Annotated in this window: 14 protein-coding genes and 1 pseudogene; 7 read left to right on the top strand and 8 right to left on the bottom strand. The window is 70.7% G+C overall.

What is annotated here, in order from left to right; all coding sequences use genetic code 11:
- Window positions 1-14: 14 nt before the first annotated feature.
- Complete coding sequence (locus tag OG509_RS28365) at window positions 15-1016, bottom strand: asparaginase (protein WP_406185349.1); 1002 nt, start codon at window positions 1014-1016, stop codon at window positions 15-17.
- 131 nt (window positions 1017-1147) lie between these two features.
- Here OG509_RS28365 and OG509_RS28360 point away from each other — a divergent pair, with 131 nt between their 5' ends.
- From OG509_RS28360 to OG509_RS28345, 4 genes are all read left to right on the top strand, one after another.
- Entirely contained in the window at window positions 1148-1597 is a 450-nt protein-coding gene (locus tag OG509_RS28360) for an Lrp/AsnC family transcriptional regulator (RefSeq protein WP_030154387.1), read from the top strand.
- A 51-nt stretch (window positions 1598-1648) separates the two neighbouring features.
- Window positions 1649-3754, top strand: coding sequence for a serine/threonine-protein kinase (locus OG509_RS28355; RefSeq protein WP_406185347.1), 2106 nt, complete (start codon window positions 1649-1651; stop codon window positions 3752-3754).
- 61 nt (window positions 3755-3815) lie between these two features.
- Window positions 3816-4766 (top strand): serine/threonine protein kinase, encoded by a 951-nt coding sequence (locus OG509_RS28350; RefSeq protein ID WP_406185346.1) that lies wholly within the window; start codon window positions 3816-3818, stop codon window positions 4764-4766.
- 5 nt (window positions 4767-4771) lie between these two features.
- Window positions 4772-6985, top strand: coding sequence for a protein kinase domain-containing protein (locus tag OG509_RS28345; RefSeq protein WP_406185344.1), 2214 nt, complete (start codon window positions 4772-4774; stop codon window positions 6983-6985).
- A 521-nt stretch (window positions 6986-7506) separates the two neighbouring features.
- On the opposite strand, the gene OG509_RS28340 is transcribed toward OG509_RS28345, so the two are convergent.
- The 4 genes from OG509_RS28340 to OG509_RS28325 all read right to left on the bottom strand — a co-directional run bounded on the left by OG509_RS28340 (window position 7507) and on the right by OG509_RS28325 (window position 14368).
- Window positions 7507-9102 carry an NnrS multi-domain protein gene (locus OG509_RS28340; RefSeq protein WP_406185342.1) on the bottom strand — a complete coding sequence of 532 codons (1596 nt, stop codon included), beginning with the start codon at window positions 9100-9102 and terminating at the stop codon, window positions 7507-7509.
- 48 nt (window positions 9103-9150) lie between these two features.
- Window positions 9151-11952 carry an AAA domain-containing protein gene (locus OG509_RS28335; RefSeq protein ID WP_406185341.1) on the bottom strand — a complete coding sequence of 934 codons (2802 nt, stop codon included), beginning with the start codon at window positions 11950-11952 and terminating at the stop codon, window positions 9151-9153.
- Between the two features lie 471 nt (window positions 11953-12423).
- Window positions 12424-13485 (bottom strand): hypothetical protein, encoded by a 1062-nt coding sequence (locus OG509_RS28330; protein ID WP_406185340.1) that lies wholly within the window; start codon window positions 13483-13485, stop codon window positions 12424-12426.
- A 601-nt stretch (window positions 13486-14086) separates the two neighbouring features.
- On the bottom strand, window positions 14087-14368 hold the full coding sequence (locus OG509_RS28325) for a hypothetical protein (protein WP_406185339.1): 282 nt from the start codon (window positions 14366-14368) through the stop codon (window positions 14087-14089).
- Window positions 14369-14787: 419 nt separating this feature from the next.
- Between OG509_RS28325 and OG509_RS28320 the strand changes: the two genes are divergently transcribed.
- From OG509_RS28320 to OG509_RS28310, 3 genes are all read left to right on the top strand, one after another.
- On the top strand, window positions 14788-15075 hold the full coding sequence (locus OG509_RS28320; protein WP_406185338.1) for a hypothetical protein: 288 nt from the start codon (window positions 14788-14790) through the stop codon (window positions 15073-15075).
- Window positions 15076-15263: 188 nt separating this feature from the next.
- Window positions 15264-15419 (top strand): hypothetical protein, encoded by a 156-nt coding sequence (locus OG509_RS28315; protein WP_327278994.1) that lies wholly within the window; start codon window positions 15264-15266, stop codon window positions 15417-15419.
- A gap of 676 nt (window positions 15420-16095) precedes the next feature.
- Window positions 16096-21576, top strand: a complete 5481-nt coding sequence (locus tag OG509_RS28310; protein ID WP_406185336.1) for an Ig-like domain repeat protein — start codon at window positions 16096-16098, stop codon at window positions 21574-21576.
- A gap of 945 nt (window positions 21577-22521) precedes the next feature.
- On the opposite strand, the pseudogene OG509_RS28305 reads toward OG509_RS28310, so the two are convergent.
- The 3 genes and pseudogenes from OG509_RS28305 to OG509_RS28295 all read right to left on the bottom strand — a co-directional run.
- Window positions 22522-23266: pseudogene (locus OG509_RS28305) on the bottom strand (AMP-binding protein); the annotation flags it as partial.
- A gap of 151 nt (window positions 23267-23417) precedes the next feature.
- On the bottom strand, window positions 23418-23978 hold the full coding sequence (locus OG509_RS28300) for a hypothetical protein (RefSeq protein WP_365919554.1): 561 nt from the start codon (window positions 23976-23978) through the stop codon (window positions 23418-23420).
- Window positions 23979-24132: 154 nt separating this feature from the next.
- The gene (locus OG509_RS28295) at window positions 24133-26943 is read right to left on the bottom strand and encodes a TIR domain-containing protein (protein ID WP_406185334.1); all 2811 of its coding nucleotides are present in this window, start codon (window positions 26941-26943) and stop codon (window positions 24133-24135) included.
- Between the last annotated feature and the right edge of the window lie 23 nt (window positions 26944-26966).

Here is a 26966-nt window from a genome sequence, read left to right as displayed (position 1 = left end):
GGGCCGGGCTTCGATCAGGCTTCGATCAGGGCCGCGTCCTGGGTGCCCAGCGCGCGGGCCAGGACGCGGGTCTGCTCCGCCGGGTCCGTGGTGGCCAGCAGGGCCGAGAGGACCGCGATGCGGGCCTGGCCGGCGCGGAGGGTGCCCGTCGGGACCGCCCCCGCCGCCACGAGGTCGACGGCGCCGCCGTGCGTGTAGATCTCGGTGACCGGGCCGGCCGGGACCCGCGTGGTCAGCGCCACCAGCACGCCCCGCGCGACGGCACCCTTCACCGCGTCCACGATCTCCGGCGTCGCGTTCCCCGCGCCGGTGCCGATCAGGACGATGCCCCGGGCCCCCGCCGCGAGCGCGGCGTTCAGCAGTACCGGGTCCCCGTCGGCGTGGTGCATCACGACGTCCACCCGCGGCGGCAGCTCCGGCATCGCCGGCAGCGGCAGCGGCTCGGGGCGCTGCGGGGTGCGCAGCACGGTGACCTTGCCGAAGCCGATCTTCCCGAGCAGTTCCTTCGAGGGGTCGGCGAAGGCGTCCAGCGCCACGGCCTGGGTCTTCACCGTGCCGCGGGCCGCGTGCACCCGCCCGCCGAAGGCGATCAGCACGCCGAGCCCCCGGGTGTTCGCCGCGGTGAGCAGGGCGTCGTAGAGGTTGCCCGGGCCGTCCCCGTCGGCCGTGCCCATCGGGCGCTGCGCGCCGGTGAACACCACGGTGCGCGGGTCGTGGTGGTGCAGGTCGACGAGGAACGCCGACTCCTCCAGGGTGTCGGTGCCGTGCGTGACGACGATGCCGTCCACGCCCGGATCGGCGAGCACCTCGTGCACGGTGCGCAGCAGGGTGAGCTGGTGGGCGGTGGTCAGCCGGGGGCTGTTCACGCTGAACAGGTCCACCACCTCGACGGTGATGTCCTCGGGCAGCGGCGCGGTGGCCATGACCTCACGCCCGTCGGCGTCGGCCGCAAAACCGGAACCCTGCCAGCGGCTGGCTATCGTGCCGCCGGTGCTGATGACGACGATCCGTCCCATGGCCACCCTTCCTCGCGTACGGGTGATACCTCGTACAGATGTGCTGAGCTGGCAATGATAGTGAGATCTGGGCGCAACGCGATTGCCAGTTTCACCCAACCCATTCACATCGGCTGATGGATAATTGCTCCATGGATGCCATTGACCGCGAAATCTTGCGTGAGCTCCAGGCCGACGGCCGCCTCAGCAACCAGGAACTGGCCCAGCGTGTCGGCTTGACTCCCTCCCCCTGCATGCGCCGCGTACGCCAGCTCGAACAGGACGGGGTGATCCAGGGCTACCGCGCGGTGATCGCCCCCGAGGCGGTCGGCCGCGGCTTCGAGGTCCTGGTCTCGGTCGAGGTGCGCCGCGACCGCGCCGCCGTCGAGGCCTTCGAGGCCGCCCTCCAGGACATCCCCGACGTCATCGAGGCCTACCGCCTCTTCGGCAGCCCCGGCTGCCTCCTACGCATCGCGGTCGCGGACCTCCGCGCGTACGAACGCCTCTGGATCGAAAAACTGACGGCCCTCTCCGGCGTCACGGAGGTCAACTCCCAGATCATCATGAAGCGCATCAAGGAACCGACGGGCCTGCCGGTCTAGCGCTGAGCTCGACCCCAGACGTACCGGCCCCAGCGAAGGAAGCGGCACCCCATGGAACCCCTCGGCACCGGAGACCCGGTCCGGCTCGGCCCGTACCGACTCCTCGGCGTCCTCGGCGCCGGCGGCATGGGCAAGGTCTACTTCGGGCGGGACGACGGCGGCAGGACGGCGGCGGTCAAGGTGCTGCTGCCGGAGCTCGCGCACGACCCGAACCTCGCCCAGCGGTTCGTCCGCGAGGCACACACCGCGCAGGCCGTCACCAGCTCCGGCATCGCCCGCGTCCTCAACGCGATGAGCGAGGACGGCAACCGGCCCTGGATCGCGACCGAGTTCCTGTCCGGGCCCACCCTCGACGAGGCCGTCCGCCGGTACGGAGCGTTCGGCGCCGACGCGGTTCGCGCGCTCGCCGCCTCCCTCGCCACCACCCTGCGTGAGATCCACGCCGCGGGACTGGTCCACCGGGACCTGAAGCCGGCCAATATCGTGCTCACCTCGGGCGGGCCGCGCGTCATCGACTTCGGCATCGCCCGCCCCGAGCACGGGATGACACTCACCACCACCGGCCAGGTCCCGGTCACCCCCGGCTACGGCGCCCCCGAGCAGGTGCTCGGCCGACGCGCGGGTCCTGCCGCGGACGTCTTCTCGCTGGGCGCGGTGCTCGCGTACGCGGCGACCGGACAGCGCACATTCGATGGGACGCACGTGGCCGCCGTGCAGTACGAGGTCGTACACGGAGAGCCCGAACTCACCGACGTACCGGATGAGTTGCGGCACCTGATAGCGCCCTGTCTCGCCAAGGACCCCACCCGGCGCCCGACCCCCGAGCAGATCGCGGCCGCCTTCGCACCGCCGCGCGGAGCGGACCGCGTCTGGCGTACGGGGTCACTCGCCCAGGACATCGCGCGCCGCGGCAGCGAGGCCGAACGGCAGGCCGCCACGGCGATCGGGCAGGAACCCGGAGCCGGCCCGTCCCGCAGGCGGGTACTGCGCGCCTCCCTGGCGGTCGGCGGCGCGCTGGCCGCCACCGGCGGCGCGGCGGGCGCCTGGTGGGTGATGCGCGACGACCCGCTGCCCCCGCCGGGCACGGCCCACAACGCGCAGCCCCTGTCCCCGCTCTCCACACAGTCCGGCACGCCCCCGAACCCCCTGTGGGGGCCGCTTCCGGTGGCGGCGCAGCCCGTGGACGGTGTGGTCACCAGCCCGCTCCCGCTCCTCGACGTGGTCATCTTCGCCGCGAAGGAGGGCGGGCTGGCGGCCCGGCTGACGGCCGACGGCAAGGAGAAGTGGCGCCTGCCCGGCACCGTCCCCGCGGCCGGACTGGTCGCCCTGCCCGGCAACCGGTTCGTCACCGGCGGTCCCGGCGGGGGGCTGCTGTGCTTCGAGGCCTCCACCAGCAAGCGGCTGTGGACGGTCCCCGCCGACACCAACCGCATCCTGGCCGCGGATGCGTCGGCCGTGTACCTGGTGACCCGGGACGGGCGGCTGCGCGCCGTGGACACCGGCACCCGCAAGGTCCGCTGGACCGTGCCGCTGGAGCAGAACGCCCTACGGGCGCCCGGTTCCAAGGCCGCGCCCGGTGCACGGGCGGCGGCCGGCCCGGACCGGCTCGTGGTCTGCGGCGCGTACGGCACCGTCTTCGCGGTCGACACCGCGTCGGGCGCCCCCATCTGGGAGGTCGTCAGCCAGGCGCGGTCCGCCGTGCAGCCGCTCGTCGTGGGGGATGCGGTGTACCTCGGCGGCCGGACCCTGAAGGGGCTGAACATCCGGACGGGCACCGAGCTCTGGGACCCGACCGACGCGAAGGAGCCCCCGAAGGAGGACAGCGGCGGCTGGGGGCCGCCGGTCCAGTACGGCGAGAGCCTGTGGGCCATGGACGGCACGGCGATGAGCCAGGCACGGCTCGCGACCGGTTTGCCCATCCCGTACGGCAGCGCCGTCCACGGCCCCCTGCCGCACGTCCCCCCGGTGGTGCAGGCCCGTACGGTCTTCGCCGTGGAGGGTGAGGGGCAGGGCGTCTCGGCGTACTCCGCCTTCGTCGGCAAGCGGTACTGGACCTGGTCGCCCGAGTCGCGCGGGGTCTGGGCGATGGCCGGCGCCGGAAACCGCCTGTTCACCGTCAACAGCGGGAAACTGACCGCCCTGCCGGCCGTGGACTGACGATCACCTAGGCTCGGAGCTCGGGCCTCGGGCCGAGCAACCGAACCTGGAGACCGCGCACATGGAACGCCTACGGCAGGACGACCCACCGCAGATCGGGCCGTTCACGACCCTTGCGCGTCTCGACGCCGCATCCGCCGAGCGCTCCGTCCCCGAACGCCGGTACCTCGCGCGAAGCGCCGACGGGGAGCGCACGGTCCTCGTCGGCGTGCCGAGGGTCGGTGCGGATCCCTCCCGGTGGGCGGTCGAGGCCGAGGGCGCCCGGCGGCTGCGGCTGCCGCGGTTCCTCGCCGTCGCCGAGGTCGGCGGCACGGCCGGCTTCCCCTGGTACGCGGCCCCGTACACGCCGATGCTGCCGCTGCCGGCGGTGCTCGCCGTCCACGGCGGTCCGCTGCCCGAGGACGTCGTACGCGGGCTCGGCGCCGTCCTCGCGGAGGGGCTCGCCGCCGCGCACGCCCAGGGGGTGGCGCACGCGGGGCTGTCGCCGGCCGCCGTGCTGGTCACTCCCGGCGGGCCGGTGCTGTCGTGCTTCGGCGCCGTGCGGGCCGCCACTCCCGAGGGGGTTGGCCCGGCCGGGCTGCCGGGGCTCGACCCAGGCTGCCTGGCTCCGGAACAGGCCTCGGGCGCAGCCCCCGGGCCGGGCGGGGACGTCTTCGCGCTGGGGTCCGTACTGGCTTACGCGTCGACCGGCCACACGGTGCCCGAGCAGGGCGAACTGCCGCCCGGGCTGCGTAGTTTGGTCGGGGCGTGCCTGGCACGCGATCCCGCGGACCGGCCCCGGTCGGCCGGGGAGCTGCTGCGCGGGCTGTCCGCACCGGCGCGAGTCCCGGACCCGCGGCTGCCATCGCCCCCCGGGCCCGTGAGCGCCCTGGACGGCGCCGCTCCCCCGGTCGTGCTGCCGGGCCGGATCGTCGCCGCGCTCGCCGCCCAGTCCGCGTGGCTTCTCGCCACGGAACTCCCCCCGGTGCAACAGCCGTTCACATCACCCGCGCCACCCCGGAAAGTGCACTGACCCCGATGCCTCCCCTTCCCTCCCCGCTCGCACCCCTCACGCACGACGACCCGGTGCACCTCGGTGACCACCGGCTGCTGGCCCGGCTCGGCAGCGGCGGGATGGGCACGGTCTACCTGGCCCGTTCGGCGGGCGGCCGTACGGTCGCGCTCAAGACCGTGCACACCCGGATCGCCGCCGACACCGCCTTCCGCACCCGGTTCCGGCTGGAGTCGGACGCGGCACGGGTCATCGGCGACCGGTACGGGGCACGCGTGTTCGACGCCGACCCGCTGGCGCCGACACCGTGGCTGGCGACCGAGTACGTGATCGGCCCGCAGCTGGACGAGGCGGTCCGCCTCGGCGGTCCGCTGCCGGAGGCGTCGGTCCGGTCGCTGGGCGCCGATCTCGCCCGGGCCCTGGGCCAGTTGCACCGCTCGGACGTGGTGCACCGCGACCTCAAGCCCTCCAACATCATGGTCACCGCCACCGGGCCGAAGGTCATCGACTTCGGCATCGCGCGAGCCCTCGGCGACGAACGGCTGACCAGCACCGGGGCCGCGGCCGGCACCCCCGCCTTCATGTCGCCCGAGCAGGCCGGCGACCTCGACCACACCCCTGCCGGCGATGTGTTCGCGCTGGCGGGCGTCCTGGTCTTCGCGGCCACCGGGCACGGCCCGTTCGGCGGCGGCCAAGCCGCCGACCTCCTCTACCGGGTGCGGTACGCGGAGCCCGACCTCGGCGGCGTACCGGCCGGGCTGGCCCCGCTGCTGGCCCGCTGCCTGAGCAAGGACCCTTCGCTGCGGCCGGGCACCGACGAGCTGGCCCAGCTCCTCTCCCCCGGCGAGGCGGCCGACTTCGCCGACGGGCTGCCGCAGCCGGTCCTCGCGGACATCGCCCGGCGCGCCGCGGCGGTGTGGCAGGCGCCGCCGCCCCGGCTCGCGGCGCCCGCCGAGGAGCCCGAGACCGCCGTTGAGGCGCGGACCGGCATGTCGCGGCGCCGGTTCCTGGCCCTGAGCGGCGGCGCGGTGGCGGCCGGGACCGCACTGGCTGCGGGCGGCGGCTGGTGGGCCTGGCGCAGCAGCCGCCCGGACAAGGCGGCGAAGAAGAACCCCGCCCTCCAGCCGCCGCCCGAGCCGCTGTGGTGGGTCGATGCGACGATCCCCCTGACCCGCCCCGAGCCCCTGTTCGTGGGCGATGCCCTGGTCGCGGCCATGGGGATCACGGTCGCGGCCGTCGACGCCCGGACCGGCACGAGCGAGACGGATTTCCTCGGGTACGCGAACCGCTGGCGGGTGGGCACCGACGGGAAGGTCCTGTACGGGCTCGGGAAGCGGGACACCGGCACCGCACCCGACAAGGCGGTGGCGGTCTCCGTCCTGCCCCTGCAGTACGTGGAACCCGGCGAAGAGGCGCCACCACGCCTGCGCCTGCCCGCGTACGACGGTACCCACCCCCTGACCCAGATCCTGGGCGCGAGCGGGGACACGGTGTTCCTGCACGCGAAATCCGCGGGCGCCGAGCAGTGGTCGGTGGTGGCCGGGAGCCTGACCTCCGGCAAGGAGCTGTGGCGGCAGCCGGCGGCGGGCCCCACCGCGTACCAGGTAAGGGTGGAGCATCCGGCCTTGGTCCGGCTCAAGGTCGTACGCGGCGGGGTGCTGCTGTGGCAGCAGGCCGAAGTCGGCGGTGACCTGCGGGTCTCCCTCCACGACGCGGCGAACGGCACCGAACGCTGGTCCACGACCCTGGCGGCGCCGGGCGCGACCCCGGACCAGCCGGCCACGGACGACGACCACGTCTACCTCGGCGCGGCCACGGTCCAGGCCCTGCGCCTCTCGGACGGCAAACCCGCCTGGTCCTTCGGCGAGGGCCGCGACGTGGGCCCGGTCATGGGCGAACGCCGCTACGGCATCCCGACGGTCCGGGGCGGCGTGGTCTACGCCGTCGAGGGCACCCACGGCATCGTCGCCCTGGACTCCCGCACCGGAACGGAACGCTGGCGCGAGGCCACCACGAAGAAGTCCGCCGCGGAGTCCACGCCCAACCGCGACGTGGCCCCGGTGGCCACGCCGAACCACGTCTACACCCTGGACACCCTGGGCGTCCGAGCCGTCGACCTCCGCACCCGCCGCCCGGTCTGGCGCTACGAGACCAAGGCGGCCGCCCTCACGGCGGACCCGTCCGGCACCCGCCTGCACATCCGCGAAAAGAGCAGAATGACGTCCCTCCCGACCGACTGACCCCGCCGAAACTGCAGGAACCGCAGGTCAGACCGAGCCTTTCGGCTCCAGGAGCGAGCCGCAGGTGCCAGGAGCGTCAAACGAGCGTCACGGCCAGATGTGCGCCGCCCTTGGTGGATTGCGCAGGTCTAGCCAGGTACACCCACGACCAGAGGAAGGATCCCGGTTCGCGGAGTTCCTCGACCATCTACGCCTCCAGGACGGCTGCACTCAAGGGCCAGGACGTGGCAGGCACCTCGGCTACGACTAAGCCGACCGGCACTTGAGCAACAGCCAGTTTCTCGAGCTCGTCAAGCACGGGCTGACCGGGACCGTGGCTGTCTCCCGGCAGGATCCGCTCGCCCCTCGGTGAGGAGCGAGCCCTGGAGGGGTACTCCGTCACCATCGCGGCGGAGCTCGGGGACGGCCGCCACCCCGGGTAGCCTAGCCCTCTCCTGGCTGCCAAGAGGCCGGAGCAGCCCCTGGTCGGAGGCCAAATGGCGTTCCTCGAGCCCGACGTGGGCCTCTTGGACTGATGCAGGTCAGTCCGCCTTGGACAGGGTCGCGTAAGAGTACGTGCACCGGGCCCGGCCATCCACCGCCGGGACGAGGCGTACCTGTTCGACCGGCATCTGGAGAGCCTTGCCTGCCGGCTCGTCCCACAGCGACACCGTGCCTCCGGCCTCCCCGAACGAGACATACGGCCGCTCGGGACTGAGGATGCCGCCCCGGCTGCTCAGTTTCGCCGCGGGGACGGTCGGCTCCACGCACATCCATTCCGGCTCGACCCCGAAGTACGAGGGCAGTTCTGCCTTCTGCACCGCGGCCGTACGAAGGGCCTTCACCGCGTTCCCTGCCGAGTCCAACGCCCAGACCCCGCACACCACCAACACCGCTGCCTGAGTGACTACGTACAACGGGACACCGAGCCGCTCGATGGGGCTGACGAACGGTGCGTGCACGTGCTTCGCGATGCCCCACACGGCCGGTACGAAGAGGGTGAAGCTCAGCAGGCTCAAGAGCTTCACCGCCGAAGCGGCCTGCCAGATCGCGGGGACATCGAGGTCATCGGGTGTGAGGTCAAGGCTGTCCGCGTACAGCGCGTGCAGCACCGATCCAGAGGCCACCACGCACGACACGACAAGCGCGAACACCAGCGGCGCTGCCCAGGCGAGCCATTCGCCCCACGTCCACTGGCGGACCAACAGCCAGATCCCTCCCGCCGTCGCCGTGACGGCGAAGACCGACAGCATCTGTGCCGGGGTCCAGCCTCTCTCGTTCCCCATGTCCGCGCCGAAGGCGACGGCAAGGAGGAAGGAGGCCGTCGCACCCCACATGAGGAGGCTCCCCACGCGGCCCCCGGCCGCGAACATGCCATGCGCCAATCGAGCGCCCCAGAGAAAGCACATCGCCGCGGCGCCCACCCACACCCACGTCCGCACACCACTCTGCTGCCGGGCGACCACCGCGCAGAAGGTCATGGCGAGCGTCCAGGCCACGACGCGAGACGTACGACGGTGATGGTCCTCCTCTCGGCGCGTCACGATGTGCCTGCGCTCGCTGCCGTAGCTCGGCCTTACATCGATAACGGCCTCGGGGGCGGAACCGCCGGGCAGGTCCATACGAGAAAGCCGACGGGCCTCCGAGGCCGTGCCCGTCACCACCATGCCGATGTCGTGCCAGCCGCGCCTCTCCGTGAATCGGGCACATGCCACCACGGCGGCGCGGCGCAGTCGTCCCGTCAACGTCAGCGGCCTCGGAACGGGTGCCTGGCGCGGCCTGTGGGCCACCGTGTGCGCCCGCCAGCCGGTCAGCTGCTCCCGGTCCCGGTCCATCAGCTCACTGCGCCTGGCATACATCTCCAGCTTGGCCGCCCGTGCGAGCCTCTGTACCCGCCAGGCGGCCGCCTGCTCGGTGCGCCGGTTACGGGCTCCGAAGAACCGCACCTCGACGGAGTACAGCCGTGCCGAGGCGTCCCCCCTCAGGACACCCAGCGACGCGCCCTCGCCCCGGGCGAAGGAAGTGACGACCGGCCAGCCCTGCTGCTCGAATGCCCGCTCCGCCTCGTCCCAGTCTCGTTGCTCACCCCGAACCTCCACCAGCATCAGTACGCGCTGGTCGTAACGCTTACCCGGCATCAGCTCCCCCTCCCACCCCGCTACAGGGTCCAGCAGGCTGCGCAGCGGCTACGGCAGCCAGCGCGCCGCCTGTTCCCGGGTGACCCGGGCCGCGTCGACCCACCAGTGACCGGCGGCCTTGTCCCACTGGGCCCTGAGCAGGCGCTTCGCATCGTCCTTCTGCTCGTACGGGACTTTGAGGTACAGACGGCCGTCCCGGACCAAGCCCGGGTACACCTTGTCGGTCGGCTCCGTTCGCTGGGCCGGTACCTCAGGGGCCGGAGCGGCCGATTCGGCCGGCTCGGCCGGGCGCCACGGTGCACGCGCCGGGCGTTCCATGCGGGTGCGCTCCATCAGCCGCCGCACTCGGTCGCACGAGGCCGGGTCGGTGTAGCGCATCATCAGGTCCGTCGGCCCGATGTTCGCGAGCAGGTTCTTCGAACCGTGCCACAGGACCGAACCGTCCAGGATGAGGACCTTCTCGTGCATGCGGTCGCGGAACTCGACCTGACAGCCGACGGCCTCCAACTGATGCACGAACTCCCGGTGCCGCACCACACGGGAAGGGTCCTGCTGCTCTTCCGGCGGGCGGGTGAAGACCGTGACCTGGATCCCGGCAGCCGTCCGCAGGCCGAGCATCCTTGCCCACCGGCGAACCGGGTACCGGTCCATGAAGGCCGAGTACAGCTCTATGCTGCGCCGGGCCCGTTCCACGTCCCACTCGACCGCGGCCGCGACCTCGCTGTGTTCGAAGAAGGCGGGCCGGGCCAACTCCTCCTCCGACAAATTGGCCAGCTGGCCGGCGTCGAGGATCGGGATCAGCTGGTCGGCGGAGACGGTCTGCGCGTGCGCCTCCAGGTGGTCGACCATCGCCAGGGCCTCGCTGTGCGGGGCCAGGTGCTTGCGCAGGAAGGCGACGTCCGCCACCACGACCAAGTGGTCCTGGGCGCGGCTCAGGGCGACGTTGAGGAGGCGGCAGGTCTGCGAGGACAGCCCTGTTCCGCTGTAGAAGAAGCCGGGGTCCTTGCCTGCGCCCGCCACCGTATCGAGGAGCACGACGGGGCGCTGGCTGCCCTGGAACCGGTGGACGGTGTCGACCAGGCCGTCGTAGTCCTCCCCGAACCGGTGGGCCAGGCTGCTCTTGAGCGCCTTGACCTGCTCACGGTACGGAGAGATGACGGCGAGCCGGTCGGTCGCCCGTTCCCCTTCGGGGACCTCCTGCCACTTGCGGCCGGGCAGGACGCCCTCGTACTGGAGTCCCCGGACGAGCTCGTGGATGACTGCGGCGTGGACGGCGTTCGTCATATGGGGCTTGCGGCCGCCACCGGCAATCCGGCGGCCGGAGGTGTCGATCAGGATCACCGGGGAATCGATGAGCGGAGCGAACGGCAGACGGCTGGTGTTTCCGCGCCCTGTCTTGAGCGGTGCGTCCGGGTAGGCCACCTCGTTCACGACCGCGCAGATCGGCTCCCGCATCCGGTACTGGGTGTCGAGCGCCACCAGGCGCGGGTCCTGGCGGACCCGCCCGGAAGGGTCGACGAGACCGGCGGCGTGGAAGGCGTCCCGCGCTGTCCACTCCCGGGAGTGGGCACGCTCCTCCTCGCTCGCCTCCCGGTCTCCGTCGCCCTTGGTCACAGCGGGCAACTGGCGGAAGTCCCCCGCCACGATCACCCGCTTGCGGGCGAGGCCGGCAGCGAACCAGGCCGACGGCAGGTTGACCATTCCGGCTTCGTCGATCACCACGACGTCGATCTCGTCGAGCAGCTTCCGCGACTGGACGGCCTTGGCCACCGTCGCTCCGAGCACCCGGCAACGGGACCGGACCTCGTCATGGATGCGTTTGCGTTTCCGGCCGAGCTCGTCGAGTCGCTCCTGAAGCGAGGCGGCAGATTCGGCTACGGCCTGCCTGGGCGGAATCCCCATGATTGCGGCGTGGGCAGCCGGGAGGGCACGTCGGGCTTCGGCCGCCTGCTGGTCTGCGGCCTTGTGGCGACGGGCCGCGCTCACGACGGCCTCCCTGGCCTGCCTCGCACGGATCTCTTCGTCCTCCAGAGCAGAGCGGAGGTCACGCAGTTTCGCGGCTTTGCGGTCCGCGAAGAGTCCGGTCGGCAACCCGACTTTGTCGATTGCCAACCGCAGCTGCGCAGCCGCGGCATCCGCGGCCAGCGCCGTCCGGGATCCTGCGGCATGGTTACGGCCGGCCTCGGCCAGTTCTGCTGTGGCGGTGGCCAGGTCCGACTCCAGGTCCCGGACCCTGTCGTGCAGGGCCAGCGCCGCCCTGGCGCCCTTGAGCTGGTCGGTAGCCGTGCTGATCTGCCGGTCGATGCTCTCCACGAGCAGGACGGCAATCCGGCCCGGGTCGACCTGGTCTCCGTAGCGGCTGCGCAGTGACGGCAGGACGATGCTCCCGGCCCGCTGGACGATCCCCTCGGTGAAGCCCGCCTCGTGCTCCAGCAGTGAACACATCCGCTCGAGTGCCTGGTCCACCGCGACGTTCGTCGGAGCCAGGAAGAGGACCCTGAGTCCCTGGCGGAAACTGCCCTCGACAATGTGGCCGACGACATCGGTCTTGCCTGTGCCGGGCGGCCCCCACAGGAACAGCACTTCACTGGCGAGTGCGTGCGCGACGGCGTCACGCTGGCGCGGGTTGAGCTGAAGCCCTGCCCAGTTCGCCACCCACTGCCCCGGGTTCTCTGCACGGCCGGAACGGGGGGTGCCCCGGCCGACCAGCCAGCCCGCGTGCTCGGCGTCGACGGGACTGTCCTGGTGACCGACGGTCTCCAGACGCTCTGCCAGGGCGGCCCAGTTGGCCGAGTCGTCCTTGCGGATCTGGATCTGGGCGGGCGCGGCCCCGAGATCGGCTTCCGTCACGAGCCGTACGGTCCCGTCCGGAGCGCGAGAGGCCTCGGCAGGGTTCCAGGCCTTCCTGGAACGTGACGGCCGCGCAAGCACGGGAACACCGTCCAGGCCGTCGTTCCAAGTACGGCAATCGAAGAGATACTCGCGGGTCCCCCCTGAGTGCGAAAGAAGCCGCCCTTTGGAGAGGGCGACCTTCACAGCGCCCTCCGCCTCATTCCGGTGCTCCGCGAGAATCTCGGCACGTACCGCCGCCAGGAACTCTTCTACGGGATAAGGACGCCCCGCACCGGTCATGTGTACCGCTCCCCCAAGATCGACCCACAGGTCCGGAAAATGTACGTGAGTCTGCTGCCGCCGGACGAGCATCGGACACCACCGGCCAAGCAGTGGCCGGAGTTACGTGCCGCCAGTCATGGCAGGGAACGATGCCGGCAGGTCCATATACCGTTGATGCAGCTCACTGACGTGGAATCCGACGCGGAGTCAAGGCTGTACTGCCGTTTCCGACCGTATCCGCCCGGGGGCAAAACGGTGTGGGCCAAGGTCTCCTCCGCCCCACACCGTTCGCGAACGGCCAGTGACCAAACCCCCTGCCCGAGTTACACGAACCAGTCCCCCTCGCCGAAGGCCGGACTGCCGATGTCCGCGTACCGCCCGTCGGCGACTCCCTGCCGGTAGCCGGTGCCCTTGAACTTGGTCGGGTCCAGGCTCGGGATACCACTCCTCGGTCTCGGCCCAGGGGTCGTCGAAGAGACCAGAGGGCTCGCTCGGTGTCTCCTCACCCGTCACGACCCGGACGACGGAGTGGGTGGGCTTCCCCGAGTAGGCCAGCGCCGCCGCTCTCTCCTCCCTGGAGGTGACGATGTGGTACCAGACTGGGACCGTGCCGGACATCTCACGCCACGTCACTTCGCCCTGCCGACTGCCTTCCCGCGCCAGCCGCTGAACGTCCGGGCTCAGCCGCGTGTCGTCCCACTCCTCCTCATCGGGCTGCTCCTGTGAGTCGAGAAACGCTTCCAGGTAGTCGGCGGCCGATCGGCGGGCACCATGCCTGCTGTCGGCCAGCAGGGCCCGCTCGCACGCGGAGAGCGCATCGATCACCGGCTGAAGCACGAGCGACATGTAGCGCTTGCCGGCCTCGGACAGCTCGGCGAGGAAAGCCCGAGTGGCCTCGGATCCCTCCTGCTGCTGTCTCCGGCGCCACACCTCAAGCTGTTCGACTCGGGCTTGCTGCTCGGCCAGCCACTCCAGGTGACCTGCGCCCTGGAGGTGCTCCTCGCGGAGCAGCACGGAGTCCTGGACCTTGGCGGCGGTGTCCGATCCGTTGAGAACGGCCTGCGCCAGGAGTCTCAGCGGCTCCGGTTCGCCTGCGAAGAACTCGGCGGGCGTCACGAGCCCCCGGCCGTGCCGGTGCGGTGCCTCCTCGGGCCCGTCAATCTCGCCGTTCCACGGAATGTCCGCCGACCAGCGCGCCCGCCATCCCGCGAAGTCCCGTACCTGATCCCCCGTACGGGGCTGCTTCCGGCGCCACCACCACAGCAGCATCTCCTCCCAGACCCTGGCGTTCCAGGACCAGAGAGCCGGTTCGCCGCACCACCCGATCCGGGACCGGAGTTCCCGTACCGCTCCCTCCAGGTCGTGGAGATGCCCACCGGGAACTATGACCCCCATCCCGCCAGAGCCGCACCGACATGAGCAGGTGGGATTCAACGTTCCCCACGACCTTGGGCGTTGCGCTGAGCCTGGGGCGGTTCGTCGCCACTCAGAGCAGCCGGCACGAGACTTCGCTCGCCCCGGAAACTACGAATGACCTGCTGACGGACCAGGTCGGTACTCGTCCCAGTCCTTCCGATCTGTCCTGTCTCGACAAGCCGCGTGAAGAGCGTGTTGTCCAGGTATCCCGGCACATACTTGTAGCCGAAGCGGACGGCGCCGCCTCTGCCGTCCTTCAGTCGCGCGTCATGCCGGAGAGATTCGAACTGGCGCCTGGAGAAGTACATGCCGTGGATCATTTTCGACGTGTGCGGCAGTAAGGAGCGCGGGTGGCATGGCTTGATCCAACTGGGGCTGAGGTCAGCCGCCGCTCGGTACCGACGCCTCGGTTCAGCTCCGCATAGCGATCCAAGCTTGCCATGCGGTTCATCTCTTACTGGAGATTCCGGTCGCTGTCCGGGTAGTAGAAGCCTCCACGCTCCGCGTCAAGCGCTGGATGCGCACGCAGTGGCTCTTGCTCGAAGGCGACCGGGGCCGTCTGGCGCCATTCGGCGCCCGTGCCGTCGGGGAAGCCGGTCAGCGCTCGGATGCCGGCCAGGGTGCCGTTGGCCTGCGGGGTGCCGTCGTCGAGGACCTGGGCGCTGCCGAGGACACGGGTCGCGAAAGCAGGCTGAGACGCATCCTCCTGGTCGCAGAGGAAGTGGCCAGTAAGCATGGGGCGGTTGCGTGGACAGGTGCAAGTCAGCCAAGAGCTCTCGCCCCCGTCTGCGTGCCTGTCGGGACAACGGGTGGCGTTGACCGCCAGCGCCAGCGCCAGCGCCAGCGCCAGCGCCCCGGAGCCTCGACCGGACGGGTACAGCCCCTTCGCCCACCTCACCGTGCAGAACACAAGTGCGGCGCGCCCGCGCCGGGCTCCGTAGGTGCCGGGTGAACGCCGACGAGCCCGCGCCGACGGAACGGCGTCGGGCCCAGGGCCCCGTTCCACGGGCACCGCCGACCCCGCGGGCACCGCGGGGCACCCCGGCATTCCCTGGCATTCCCCGGCATTCCCGGCATTCCCCGCCGCTCCAACCCTCCCGGCGTATTCGAGGAAACGCGAGAGGAACAGGAAGTGGAAACCCTACGATGAATTCCATGAGTGCGCTGATCTTCCTCCTGTCGCTCGGCACAGTCTGTCGCGTCACGCGATTCATCACCAAGGACGCCCTCGCTGCGGGGTTTCGCTCCCGGGTCGCCGACCATTTCGGCGAAGACTCCCACCCGGCATATCTGATCACCTGCGGATGGTGCGCCAGTATCTGGGTTGCGGCCGCCGTCACCACGCTCGCCCACTGGGTCGGAGGGGAAACGTGGTTCCAGATGGGCGCCATGACACTCACCCTTTCCTACCTCACCGGCCTGGCAGCCAACTGGCTTGACTGACAGTCATGTCAGGAGAATCTTCTTTATCAGCGCCACAGATAATATGACTATATGGCGGTGAGTGTCACCGTGCGATGCCCGGGGATAAAAGGCAGAGGGAACGGGCCGGGGACTCGCCCTGCCTCGGAGTTCCCCGGACCCTCCCCCTTGACCGGCCGCCGGAGCGGCCGAACAGAAGGAGGAAGACCATGGCATGCAACTGCGGACGCGCCGGGCGGTCCACGCTCGTCTACCGGCTGGTCCTCCCCAACGGAGTCACGCGCGACTACCCCACGCGACAGGAGGCCGACGCCGCCAACAGGAGGGCGGGTGGGGGCGGTTCCATCACGGCGGTCCGCCCGTAGAGCCCCTGCCGGCACCAGGAAGCGGTCGGCTCCCGTGGACGCGCACCCGCAGGGCATCACGGGCATGTACCGGCCATACGCCGCACCGCACCACCGCGCAGGTGACGCGGCGCAGGCTCCGGTGGGCATCCCGCCCCCACTCCGGCGGACGCCGGAAGGGTGACGCCCCCACCGACAGCCCCTCGACGTACCGGACAGCCGGTGCACCGAGGGGCTGCGGCGGGCCGTGACACCCCCGAAAATTCCGGATACCGCGGAGGAATACCGCAGTTCATCTCGGTGCTGAATCCTTTCCTTTCGGCCGCGAGTCCGCCAGAATGTCTCAGGAGCGCGAGTACGCCCGGCACGCCCGGTTGAGAACACCCTGGAAGACGGCGCAAAAGGAAGCCTTTCACTCTTGGAAGAGTGCACCAAGGCGCCGCGCAATTCGGGTTTAGCATCTCTCGCGCGCCTGGGTGCGCTGAGCCGAACGAGTGGTATTCCCTTCACCCGTCTAGCCCAAGACCCCACCCGGAATGCCTACTGCTGATATCAGCAGGTGATGCGCCCCGACTCCGCGTGGACTAAGGGCTCCTTCCAGAACGCCGCACCAGGTTTTCCGCGTGCGTTCCACGCTCCGCCATACGGGTGAAGGAAATCGTCTGCTTTCGTGGGTCATCCGAAAGGGAGCCATACCATGGCCAGTTCGATCACCACCGTGACCTCTGCACCGGATCCATCCGTCTTCGGCCAGGCGGTCACCTTCACCGCCACCGTCCAGCCGGAACTCGCCGGCGGCCCCACCCTGACCGGCAGCGTCGAGTTCGTCGTCGACGGCGTGTCCGTCACGACGGTGCCGCTCGACACGAGCGGCCAAGCACAGTACACGACCAGCGATCTGGAGGTCGGTCTCCACGGGGTGGAGGCCGACTACTCGGGCGACGCAGAGTACGACCCGTCCACGGGAGCGGACACCCAGGAGGTCACTCTCGCGAACACCACCACCACGCTGTTCTTCGACCCCGAACCCTCGGTCTGCGGCGAGACGGTGACCTTCACCGCCCAGGTGACCCCCATTCCGCCGGGCGCGGGAACCCCCACCGGGCTGGTGTCCTTCATCGTCAGCGACGACGGTCCGGTGCTGTCCGCCCCCGTGGACGTGAACGGGCAGGCACAGGTCAGCATCAGCAACCTGGACGTCGGCTTCCACCAGGCAGCCGCCTTCTACACCGGCGACGCGGACTTCGACGGGTCGAACTCCCCCCTGACGCTCCACGTCGTCAACCAAGCGCCCGTCTCGGTCGACGTCTCGGTGGACCCCAACCCGTCGGTGTGCGGTGAGACGGTGACGCTCTGTGTCACCGTGGCGCCGGTCTCGTCGGGCGTCGGCAACCCGTCGGGCTCGGTGACCTTCGCCGGTCCCGGCGGGCTCAACGAGACGGTGTCGCTGGACGCGGGCGGCATGGCGTGCGTCACCACCACCGTGCTGGAAACCGGCACGGTCACCGTCACCTACGGCGGCGACGAGTGCTACGCAAGCGCGACCGGGACCTTCGACGTGACGGTCAACCCGGCAGCCAGCACGGTGTCGGTGTCTGTGGACCCCAACCCTTCGGTATGCGGCCAGACCGTAACCGTGTGCGCCACCGTCACCGCAGTGGCACCCGGCAGCGGCACCCCCACCGGAACCATCACCTTCACCGGCCCCGGCGGACTCAACGAGACGGTGCCACTGAACCCCGACGGCACAGCATGCGTCACCACGACCACGCTGGAAACCGGCACCGTCACCGTCACCTACAGCGGGGACACGTGTTTCACCGGCTCGACCGGGACCTTCGACGTGACGGTCAACCAGGCGTCGAGCACGGTGTCGGTGTCGGTGGACCCCAACCCTTCGGTATGCGGCCAGACCGTAACCGTGTGCGCCACCGTCACCGCAGTGGCACCCGGCAGCGGCACCCCCACCGGAACCATCACCTTCACCGGCCCCGGCGGACTCAACGAAACCGTGCCGCTGAACCCCGACGGCACAGCATGCGTTACCACGACCACGCTGGAAACCGGCACCGTCACCGTCACCTACAGCGGGGACACGTGTTTCACCGGCTCGACCGGGACCTTCGACGTGACGGTCAACCCGGCAGCCAGCACCACCACCGTGTCGGTGGACCCCAACCCGTCGGTATGCGGCCAGACCGTAACCGTATGCGCCACCGTCACCGCAGTGGCACCCGGCAGCGGCACCCCCACCGGAACCATCACCTTCACCGGCCCCGGCGGACTCAACGAAACCGTGCCACTGGACACGGGCGGCACGGCGTGCATCACCACGACCACGCTGGAAACCGGCACCGTCACAGCCGTCTACAACGGCAACGGATGCCTCTCCTCATCGACCGGCACCGCACCGGTGACGGTCAACCAGGCAGCCAGCACCACCACCGTGTCGGTGGACCCCAACCCGTCGGTATGCGGCCAGACCGTAACCGTGTGCGCCACCGTCACCGCAGTGGCACCGGGCAGCGGCACCCCCACCGGAACCGTCACCTTCACCGGGGCCGGCGGACTCAACGAGACGGTGCCACTGGACGCGGGCGGCACAGCATGCGTCACCACGACCGTGCTGGAAACCGGCACCGTCACAGCCGTCTACAACGGCGACGGATGCTTCACGCCGTCGACCGGCACCGCGGATGTGGCGGTCAATTCGGCGACCAGTGCGGTGTCGGTGTCGGTGGACCCCAACCCGTCGGTATGCGGCCAGACCGTAACCGTGTGCGCCACCGTCACCGCAGTGGCACCCGGCAGCGGCACCCCCACCGGAACCATCACCTTCACCGGCCCCGGCGGACTCAACGAAACCGTGCCACTGAACCCCGACGGCACAGCATGCGTCACCACCACCACCCTGGAAACCGGCACGGTCACCGTCACCTATACGGGCGATACCTGCTTCCTGCCGTCGACAGGCTCACTGGACGTGACGGTCAACCCGGCAGCCAGCACGGTGTCGGTGTCGCTAGACCCCAACCCGTCGGTATGCGGCGAGTCCGTGACCGTGTGCGCCACGGTCACCGCAGTGGCACCCGGCAGCGGCACCCCCACCGGAACCATCACCTTCACCGGCCCCGGCGGACTCAACGAAACCGTGCCACTGAACCCCGACGGCACCGCATGCGTCACCACCACCACGCTGGAAACCGGCACGGTCACGGCCGTCTACAGCGGGGACACGTGTTTCACCGGCTCGACCGGGACCTTCGACGTGACGGTCAACCCGGCAGCCAGCACGGTGTCGGTGTCGGTGGACCCCAACCCCTCGGTATGCGGCCAGACCGTAACCGTGTGCGCCACCGTCACCGCAGTGGCACCCGGCAGCGGCACCCCCACCGGAACCATCACCTTCACCGGCCCCGGCGGACTCAACGTGACACTGGCGCTGGACACGGGCGGCACGGCATGCCTGACCACCAGCAGCCTCACCAGCGGCACCTACTCGGCCACCTACAACGGTGACTCCTGCTTCGCGGACTCGACCGGGACCTTCGACGTGACGGTCAATCCGGCGTCGAGCACGGTGTCGGTGTCGGTGGACCCCAACCCTTCGGTATGCGGCGAGTCCGTGACCGTGTGCGCCACCGTCACCGCAGTGGCACCCGGCAGCGGCACCCCCACCGGAACCATCACCTTCACCGGTCCCGGCGGACTCAACGAGACGGTGCCACTGGACGCGGGCGGCACCGCATGCGTCACCACCACCACGCTGGAAACCGGCACCGTCACGGCCGTCTACAGCGGGGACACGTGTTTCACCGGCTCGACCGGGACCTTCGACGTGACGGTCAACCCGGCAGCCAGCACCACCACCGTGTCGGTGAACCCCAACCCCTCGGTATGTGGCCAGACCGTAACCGTGTGCGCCACCGTCACCGCAGTGGCACCCGGCAGCGGCACCCCCACCGGAACCATCACCTTCACCGGGGCCGGACTGAACACGACAGTGCCACTGAACGCCGGCGGCACGGCATGCGTCACCACGACCACGCTGGAAACCGGCACGGTCACAGCCGTCTACAACGGCGACGGATGCCTCTCCTCATCGACCGGCACCGCAGTGGTGACCGTCAACCAGGCGTCGAGCGCAGTGTCGGTAACGGTCGACCCCAACCCCTCGGTATGCGGCCAGACCGTAACCGTATGCGCCACCGTCACCGCAGTGGCACCCGGCAGCGGCACCCCCACCGGAACCATCACCTTCACCGGGGCCGGACTGAACACCACGGTGCCACTGAACCCCGACGGCACAGCATGCGTCACCACGACCACGCTGGAAACCGGCACGGTCACAGCCGTCTACAACGGCGACGGATGCTTCACACCGTCGACCGGCACCGCACCGGTGACCGTCAACCAGGCAGCCAGCACGGTGTCGGTGTCGGTGGACCCCAACCCCTCGGTATGCGGCCAGACCGTAACCGTGTGCGCCACCGTCACCGCAGTGGCACCCGGCAGCGGCACCCCCACCGGAACCATCACCTTCACCGGCCCCGGCGGACTCAACGTGACACTGGCGCTGGACACGGGCGGCACGGCATGCCTGACCACCAGCAGCCTCACCAGCGGCACCTACTCGGCCACCTACAACGGTGACTCCTGCTTCGCGGACTCGACCGGGACCTTCGACGTGACGGTCAACCCGGCAGCCAGCACCACCACCGTGTCGGTGAACCCCAACCCCTCGGTATGCGGACAGACCGTAACCGTATGCGCCACCGTCACCGCAGTGGCACCCGGCAGCGGCACCCCCACCGGAACCGTCACCTTCACCGGGGCCGGACTGAACACGACAGTGCCACTGAACGCCGGCGGCACGGCATGCGTCACCACCAGCAGCCTCACCAGCGGCACGGTCACGGCCGTCTACAACGGCAACGGATGCCTCTCCTCATCGACCGGCACCGCACCGGTGACGGTCAACCAGGCAGCCAGCACCACCACCGTGTCGGTGAACCCCAACCCCTCGGTATGCGGACAGACCGTAACCGTATGCGCCACCGTCACCGCAGTGGCACCCGGCAGCGGCACCCCCACCGGAACCATCACCTTCACCGGGGCCGGACTGAACACGACAGTGCCACTGAACGCCGGCGGCACGGCATGCGTCACCACCAGCAGCCTCACCAGCGGCACGGTCACGGCCGTCTACAACGGCAACGGATGCCTCTCCTCATCGACCGGCACCGCACCGGTGACGGTCAACCAGGCAGCCAGCACCACCACCGTGTCGGTGAACCCCAACCCCTCGGTATGCGGCCAGACCGTAACCGTATGCGCCACCGTCACCGCAGTGGCACCCGGCAGCGGCACCCCCACCGGAACCATCACCTTCACCGGGGCCGGACTGAACACGACAGTGCCACTGAACGCCGGCGGCACGGCATGCGTCACCACCAGCAGCCTCACCAGCGGCACGGTCACGGCCGTCTACAACGGCAACGGATGCTTCACGCCGTCGACGGGCACGGCGGGCGTGACCGTGAACAACGCCCAGACCACGACCGCGCTCACCATCACCCCCAACCCCGCGGTCTGCGGCCAGCCGGTGACGTTCTGCGCCACAGTCACGACCAACGCGCCGGGCAGCGGCACCCCCACCGGGACGGTGACCTTCAGCGGTCCCGGCGGCTTCAGCCAGACCGTGGCGCTCAACGCGAGCGGCAAGGCCTGCGTCACCACCACCGCAGGCTCCAGCGGCACGGTCACGGCCGTCTACAACGGAGGCCCCTGCCACAGTCCCTCCGCCGCCGCGGCGAACCTGACCGTGACCCCGGCTCCCACGACGCTGACGGCTGCCCCCGCGCAGATCCGCCTGCGGACGAACGGCACGTTCGTCATCCCGTCGATGAGCGCCACGCTCAAGGTCACCTCCAGTGCCGCTCCGCTCGCGGGACAGCTGGTCACCTTCAAGGCGAACACGCTGCCCGTGCCCATCGTCCTCGGGACCGCGCTCACCAACGCCAGTGGGGTGGCGACACTGGCCCCGCCGATGCTGACGGTTCCCAGCACGGTGATCACGGCGACGAGCTACACCGCGTCCTTCGCGGGGACGAGCTGCTACGCCTCGTCCTCCGTGTCGGCGCCACTGACACCCGTCCTCTTCCCGCTCCTTCCCTGACGGCACGCCGGTCGCCGCTCCGGGAGCCACGGGCCGGGGCGGAGCCGGCTGACCGAGGCGGGGTCGCCGCCCCGGTCAGCCGACGACCGTGAAGACACACGTGGTACTTGCAGATGAACCGGGGCGGCGCCGACGAGGGACTCGGCGTCGCCCCGGCCCGCTGCGCGGGTCTCCCTGCGCCGGCAGCGCACGGTTGCGGTGTCCCGCCTCCTGTCCGGCTGACCAACCGCGACGGCAAGGGGCCGCGTTGATCCGCGGATCCGCAGTCAGGCGTCGTCGCGGTGGGTCATCGAAATAAGATCTATCAAAAACACGTCAAAGAAACCCGCAGGTCAGAGGCGTGCAAGGCGCAAATTGGACACGCTGCCCGTGTGCGTTACGTGCAGAGTGGGCGCTATGTGCGGCGCGCTGACGCTCTGCGCCGCCTCTTGTCGCCCGGCAAAGAGGGCCTCAAGCCGCCCAGGAACGGACTCGGGCGCGAATGGGGACACCGCGCGGAGAGCCACGCCGGCCTGACCAGGACTCTGGCCGAGACGCTCACTCCGCCTCACGCGTGTGGCTGCCGCGCCCATCCAGCAGGGATGGGATCTTGATCGCCAGCGCTCGCGGGAGGCGAAACGCCCCGGGCCCAGCCAGGTCAGATGCTGGGAACGCGGAGGCGGGCGTGCCACGTGCCCTGCCTCGGCGGGCTCCCGGGAGCGCCGCCCTCGCGGGTATGCGTACCGCAGGGCCCCGGTTTCGGGCATGCCGGTGAGCATGAGCAGCAGGTACGCACAGCTTCGGCCGTACACCCTGCCTGGCTCGCTCGCGGAGCAGAGCGGGCCGGCGGACGGCCTCGTGGTCCTGCCCCGGCACCTGGACTGGGGCCCGCACTACGAATACGACCTGGCCGACGACGCCGATGTACTGCTGATGTACGAGCGGGTCATCCGCGAGGCGCAGACGCCCGAGCTTGACCCGCGCCCGGACGGCCGCCACCTCCACCATCCGCCCGAAGACGTGGGCGAGCGGCAGGAACAACAGGGTGGAGGGCTGCTCCCCCGGCCCGGCCTGGAAGACGGACTCCCAGCGGGCCACCATCGTGTCGGCCTCGTACATGAAATTGCCGTGGGTGAGCACGCAGCCCTTGGGGCGCCCGGTGGTCCCCGAGGTGCATATCACGGTGGCGACGGCGTCGGTGCCGGTGCACCAGGTCCTCGGCGACCCCGTGGCCGTCCGCGACGAGCGCCTCGACGGCCCCGGCGTCGAGCTGCCACAGCCGCCGCAGGTGCGGGAGCCGCTCGATGACGGACCCGACGGTCATGGCCTGGTCCTCGTCCTCGACGACGCAGGCGGTGCAGTCGGAGTCCTGGAGGATCCAGTGCACCTGCTCGACGGAGGAGGTCGGGTAGACGGGGACCGGCTGGGCGCCGATCGCCCACAGGGCGAAGTCGAACAGGGTCCACTCGTACCGGGTCCGGGACATGACGGCGACCCGCTCCCCGAACCGGATCCCCTGGGCCAGCAGCCCCTTCGCCAGCGCGAGCACCTCGGCGGCGAGCTCCCCGGACGTCACGTCCCGCCAGACCCCGTCGGTCTTGCGCCCGAGCACCACCCGGCCGGGATCCTCCTGGGCATGGTGGAACACGGCGTCGGCGAGCCCGCCGACGGGCGCCGCAGCAACGACTGGTGGGACGGTGATCTCGCGCATGCCCCGCTCCTCTCCGCGCAGCGCGGCGACGCTACCCCACACCTCACCAGGGTTGATCACCGTGCGAAGACCTCCACAAGACCTCCCCAGGGAGGTGCGCCAGGACCCGGCGGAGGAGGGGCCCCGGCCGGGGCCGCCTGCGGAGGCCCGATCAGACGACACGGGGTGCTCCCGGCGTCAGGCGGTCCCCTTCCCGTGTCCAGACGGTATCGGCGTTTCCGCTGGGACAGCAGTGGGCGTCGGTCTGGCGGTACCAACGCTCGTGCGCGGTGATACGGCCGGGCGCGAATTCCAGTCCGACGAGCGCGGTGATGTACAGGGCCGACTTCTGCTGCGGCGTGATCGCACCGAGCGCGGCGAGGCCGTTCCCCTGATGCGTGAACACGACGTATGCGGCGACGAGTTGTCCGTTCATCGTCGACCCGTTGTCATCACACCCCATGTAGACGGCCGCCTCGTCGCGCTGGTCACCGTCCGTGTCGCCGTACGCGACCCTGGTCCCCCGTCGGATGCGCACGGTGCCCCACGTTCGGGACGTCGCGGTGGCGTTGCCCTCGGCGTCGAGCGTGACGAGTCCCGGGACGCCGCAGAACTCGCCCGGAACAGGGGTCTTCGACCAATCCACATCATGGAGATCGGCCGGCGCCGGGCCGACGAGCACCGGGCCCTGAGCCGGCGAGGATGAAGGGGAGGGCGAGGGGGAGTCGGGCACCGGGGCGACGGACGAGGGAGTGAGGGGTGGGACGGGCGGAGCCGGGCGGGGTGAGCCGCACGCGCCGATGAGCAGGAGAAGCGTGAGCAGCGCGAGGGACGAGGTGGTTCCGCGCCGTAAGCCGCTTGTCATCGTGTCCTCCGTTCTCGTGCGCTCAGGCGCACGGCGGGTCGTACCGCTGGTCGGGGAGGTACTGGTTCCACTGGTCGCGGGTGATGCGGGAGGACTCCGAGCACAACCGCCGCAGGATCGCGGCCGGGTCCACGCTCCACAGCCGCGTGCCCCGGTCGCCGCTGGCCGCGAGGAGACTGCCGTCCGGGCTGAACGCGAGGGACGCCTGCGGGTACAGGCCGCCGGTGGCGAGCGAGGCGATCTCCACGAGGTGGTCCGGGTCGCTCGTGTCCCACAGCCGGATGCGCCCGTCCTCCGCGGCGCCGGCCGCGAGCGCGCCGTCGGGGTGATGGGTGAGTCCGCTGATCTGGCCGGCGTGCGGGGCGGCACTGCCCCTGCGCAACGGCCGCGCGGGACGTGAGACGTCCCAGGTGGTGATCGCCCCGCTGTCGTCGCCAACGAGCAGGGTGCGATTGTCGGGGGCGAAGGCCAATGCGGTGGCCTGCGCCCCCGCCACGTCGATGATTCCCGCGGCCGTGGGTCGGGTGTTCTCGGCGATGTTCCACAGCCGTACGCCTCCTTCGTCGGTCGGCGCCGCCAGGAGTCCGCCGTCCGGGCTGAACGAGATGCTCTGGCGGCCGACCGCGGCACCCCCGAGGGTGTCGACGAGCACGGGCCGTGTCCGGTCGCCTACGTCCCACAGCTGCACGGTTCCCAAGGGCACGGGTGAACGGGAATGCGGCCCTGTCCCCGTCGCCAGCAGCGGAAGCACGGGGTTCACGCCGATGCCCGTACCACCGTCCGCACGCGTGGCCTGTGGGGTCACCTTCCGCGGAGCCGCCGGGTCGGTCATGTCCCACGCGACCACGGGCAGACCGGAGAACAGGGTGCGGCCGTCCCGGCCGAACGCCGCAGCCTGACCGCCGGCATTGAAGGATTCGACGGTGGCGGCGAGGCGGGGTCCCGGCTTGTCGTCCATCCTCCACACGGTGGTCGGCTCTCCGCCCGCGGCCAGCAGCCGGCTGTCAGGACTGAAGGAGGGAAGGAACGTTCCCTCCGTCGGCAGGATCGTGAGGGTGGAGGTCCTGTCGTAGCCCGACACGGCCCACACCCTTGCCGACGTCCGCCGCTCCCGGTCGCTCGCGATGGATGCCAGGGTCTGCCCGTCAGGGCCGAAGGCGATGCCGGAAACGGACGCGAATCCGGGGTAGCCGGTCAGGCGCGCACCGGAGTGGGGGCGGAAGGGGTCGGCAACATCCCACAGGGTGATCACTCCGTCGCGGCCGCCCAGGGCCAGGACGGTCCCGTCCGAGGAGAACTCCAGGCTGCTGACGCCGTCGCGCCCCTGCGTGTGCAGATCCGAGCGGATCGCCGGCCGGGTGGGGTCGGCGACGTCCCACAGCCGCACCCGGTTGTCCGCACCGCCGACCGCCAGAAGGTGGCCGTTCGCGCTGAACGCGGCGCGGGCGTTGGTGACGAGCGCACGGTCGGACGGAGGGACGAGGGCGGCGACCCGGCTCGATCGGGCCGAGTCGGACGGGGTCCACAGTCCGAGCGAGAGGTCTTCATGCGACTCCGTGAGGACCAGCGAGCCCGTGGGACCGGCCGCGATCGTCTCGGGGGGCAGGGACCCCAGGGAACGGGGGCGGGCTGGGTCCTCGATGTCGAGTACGGACCCGCCCGTGGCGGTCAGGACGAGGAGCCTGCCGGCGGGGGTGAACACGAGTTCCTTCGTGCTGCCCTCCGCCGCGGCCACGACCGCCACAGTCCTGGGCTTGTCCGCTGACGTCACGTCAAGCAGTCGGACCCCGCCGTCGGCGTCGCCGATCGCCAGGAGTCGTCCGTCCGGGCTGAACGCGACGGCGGCGACGCTGCTGTCCAGCTCCTCCAGTGAGGCGCGGAGTGCGCCGGTGGCCAGATCGTAGAGCCGTACCCGGTCATCGGCCACGGCGAGGAGCCCCCCGCTGCTGCACGCGACCCCGCGAGGAGCGCCGATCCCGTCGATGACGCGGGGAAGGCTGCGGCTGCCGACGAGAGCTCCGGCCGCCTCGGCGGTCGGAGCGAGCCGGTAGGCTTGGACCAGCAGTTGGCGGGCCAGGTCGGGCTGGGTGTCGCTGATCGACGAAGCCTCCGCGACGAGCTGGCGGGACTGCGCGATCAGGGCCTGGGACCGAGCGGCGTTGCGCTGCTGGTACGCCGTGACGCCCCCGGCGATCGCGACCAGGAGCAGAGCGGTGAGCACGGCGACGGTAGACCACACCAGGCGCACCGTCCGGCGGTGCTGGCGTACGTGGTCGCCGATCACCTCGTCCTTGGACCTGCCCGTGATCGGCGCCGCGAACTCCGCCAGACACTCGATCAACCGCGGGTCGGCCGCACCGGTCTGCTCCGGACCGTGCAGCCAGCGCAGGTCGACCCAGCGGGGCTGCTGGCCGAAGACGCCGTCCATCTCCTCGCGCGGGAGGGCGTCGGTCCTCGACCAGTCGAACGACGTCCGTGAGTCGTCCCAGACGAGTGTTCCGTCGGTCCAGGCGATGAGGAGCGTGTCCGCCGACCGGTGGGTCAGCCACCAGCGGATCTCCTTGCGGACCCAGGGGGAAGCTGCGGCGGCCGGGCTGGCCATCAGTACGAGCCACCGGGACCCGGTGAGTCCCCGCTCGATCTCGCGCCACAGATGGGGGCTTGCCGCCAGGTTGGTCTCGTCGCGGAACAGCTTGAGGCTTCTCGACCTGTACCAGGGCCGGTTGAAGGTCTGTAATCGGCTCTGGAAGGCCTTGGTGAGCTTCCTGTCCCAACTGTGGCTGTAGGAGATGAAGGCGTCGTATCCGGTCGGCTCCCCGGCCTCACGCTCCACGCCCGTGGCGGTGCCGCCGCCCG

The organism is Streptomyces sp. NBC_01006, from assembly GCF_045162725.1.
Taxonomy (GTDB): Bacteria; Actinomycetota; Actinomycetes; order Streptomycetales; family Streptomycetaceae; genus Streptomyces.
The sequence above is the reverse complement of the archived record's forward strand: the minus strand, read 5'-3'. Positions and strand labels throughout refer to the sequence as shown.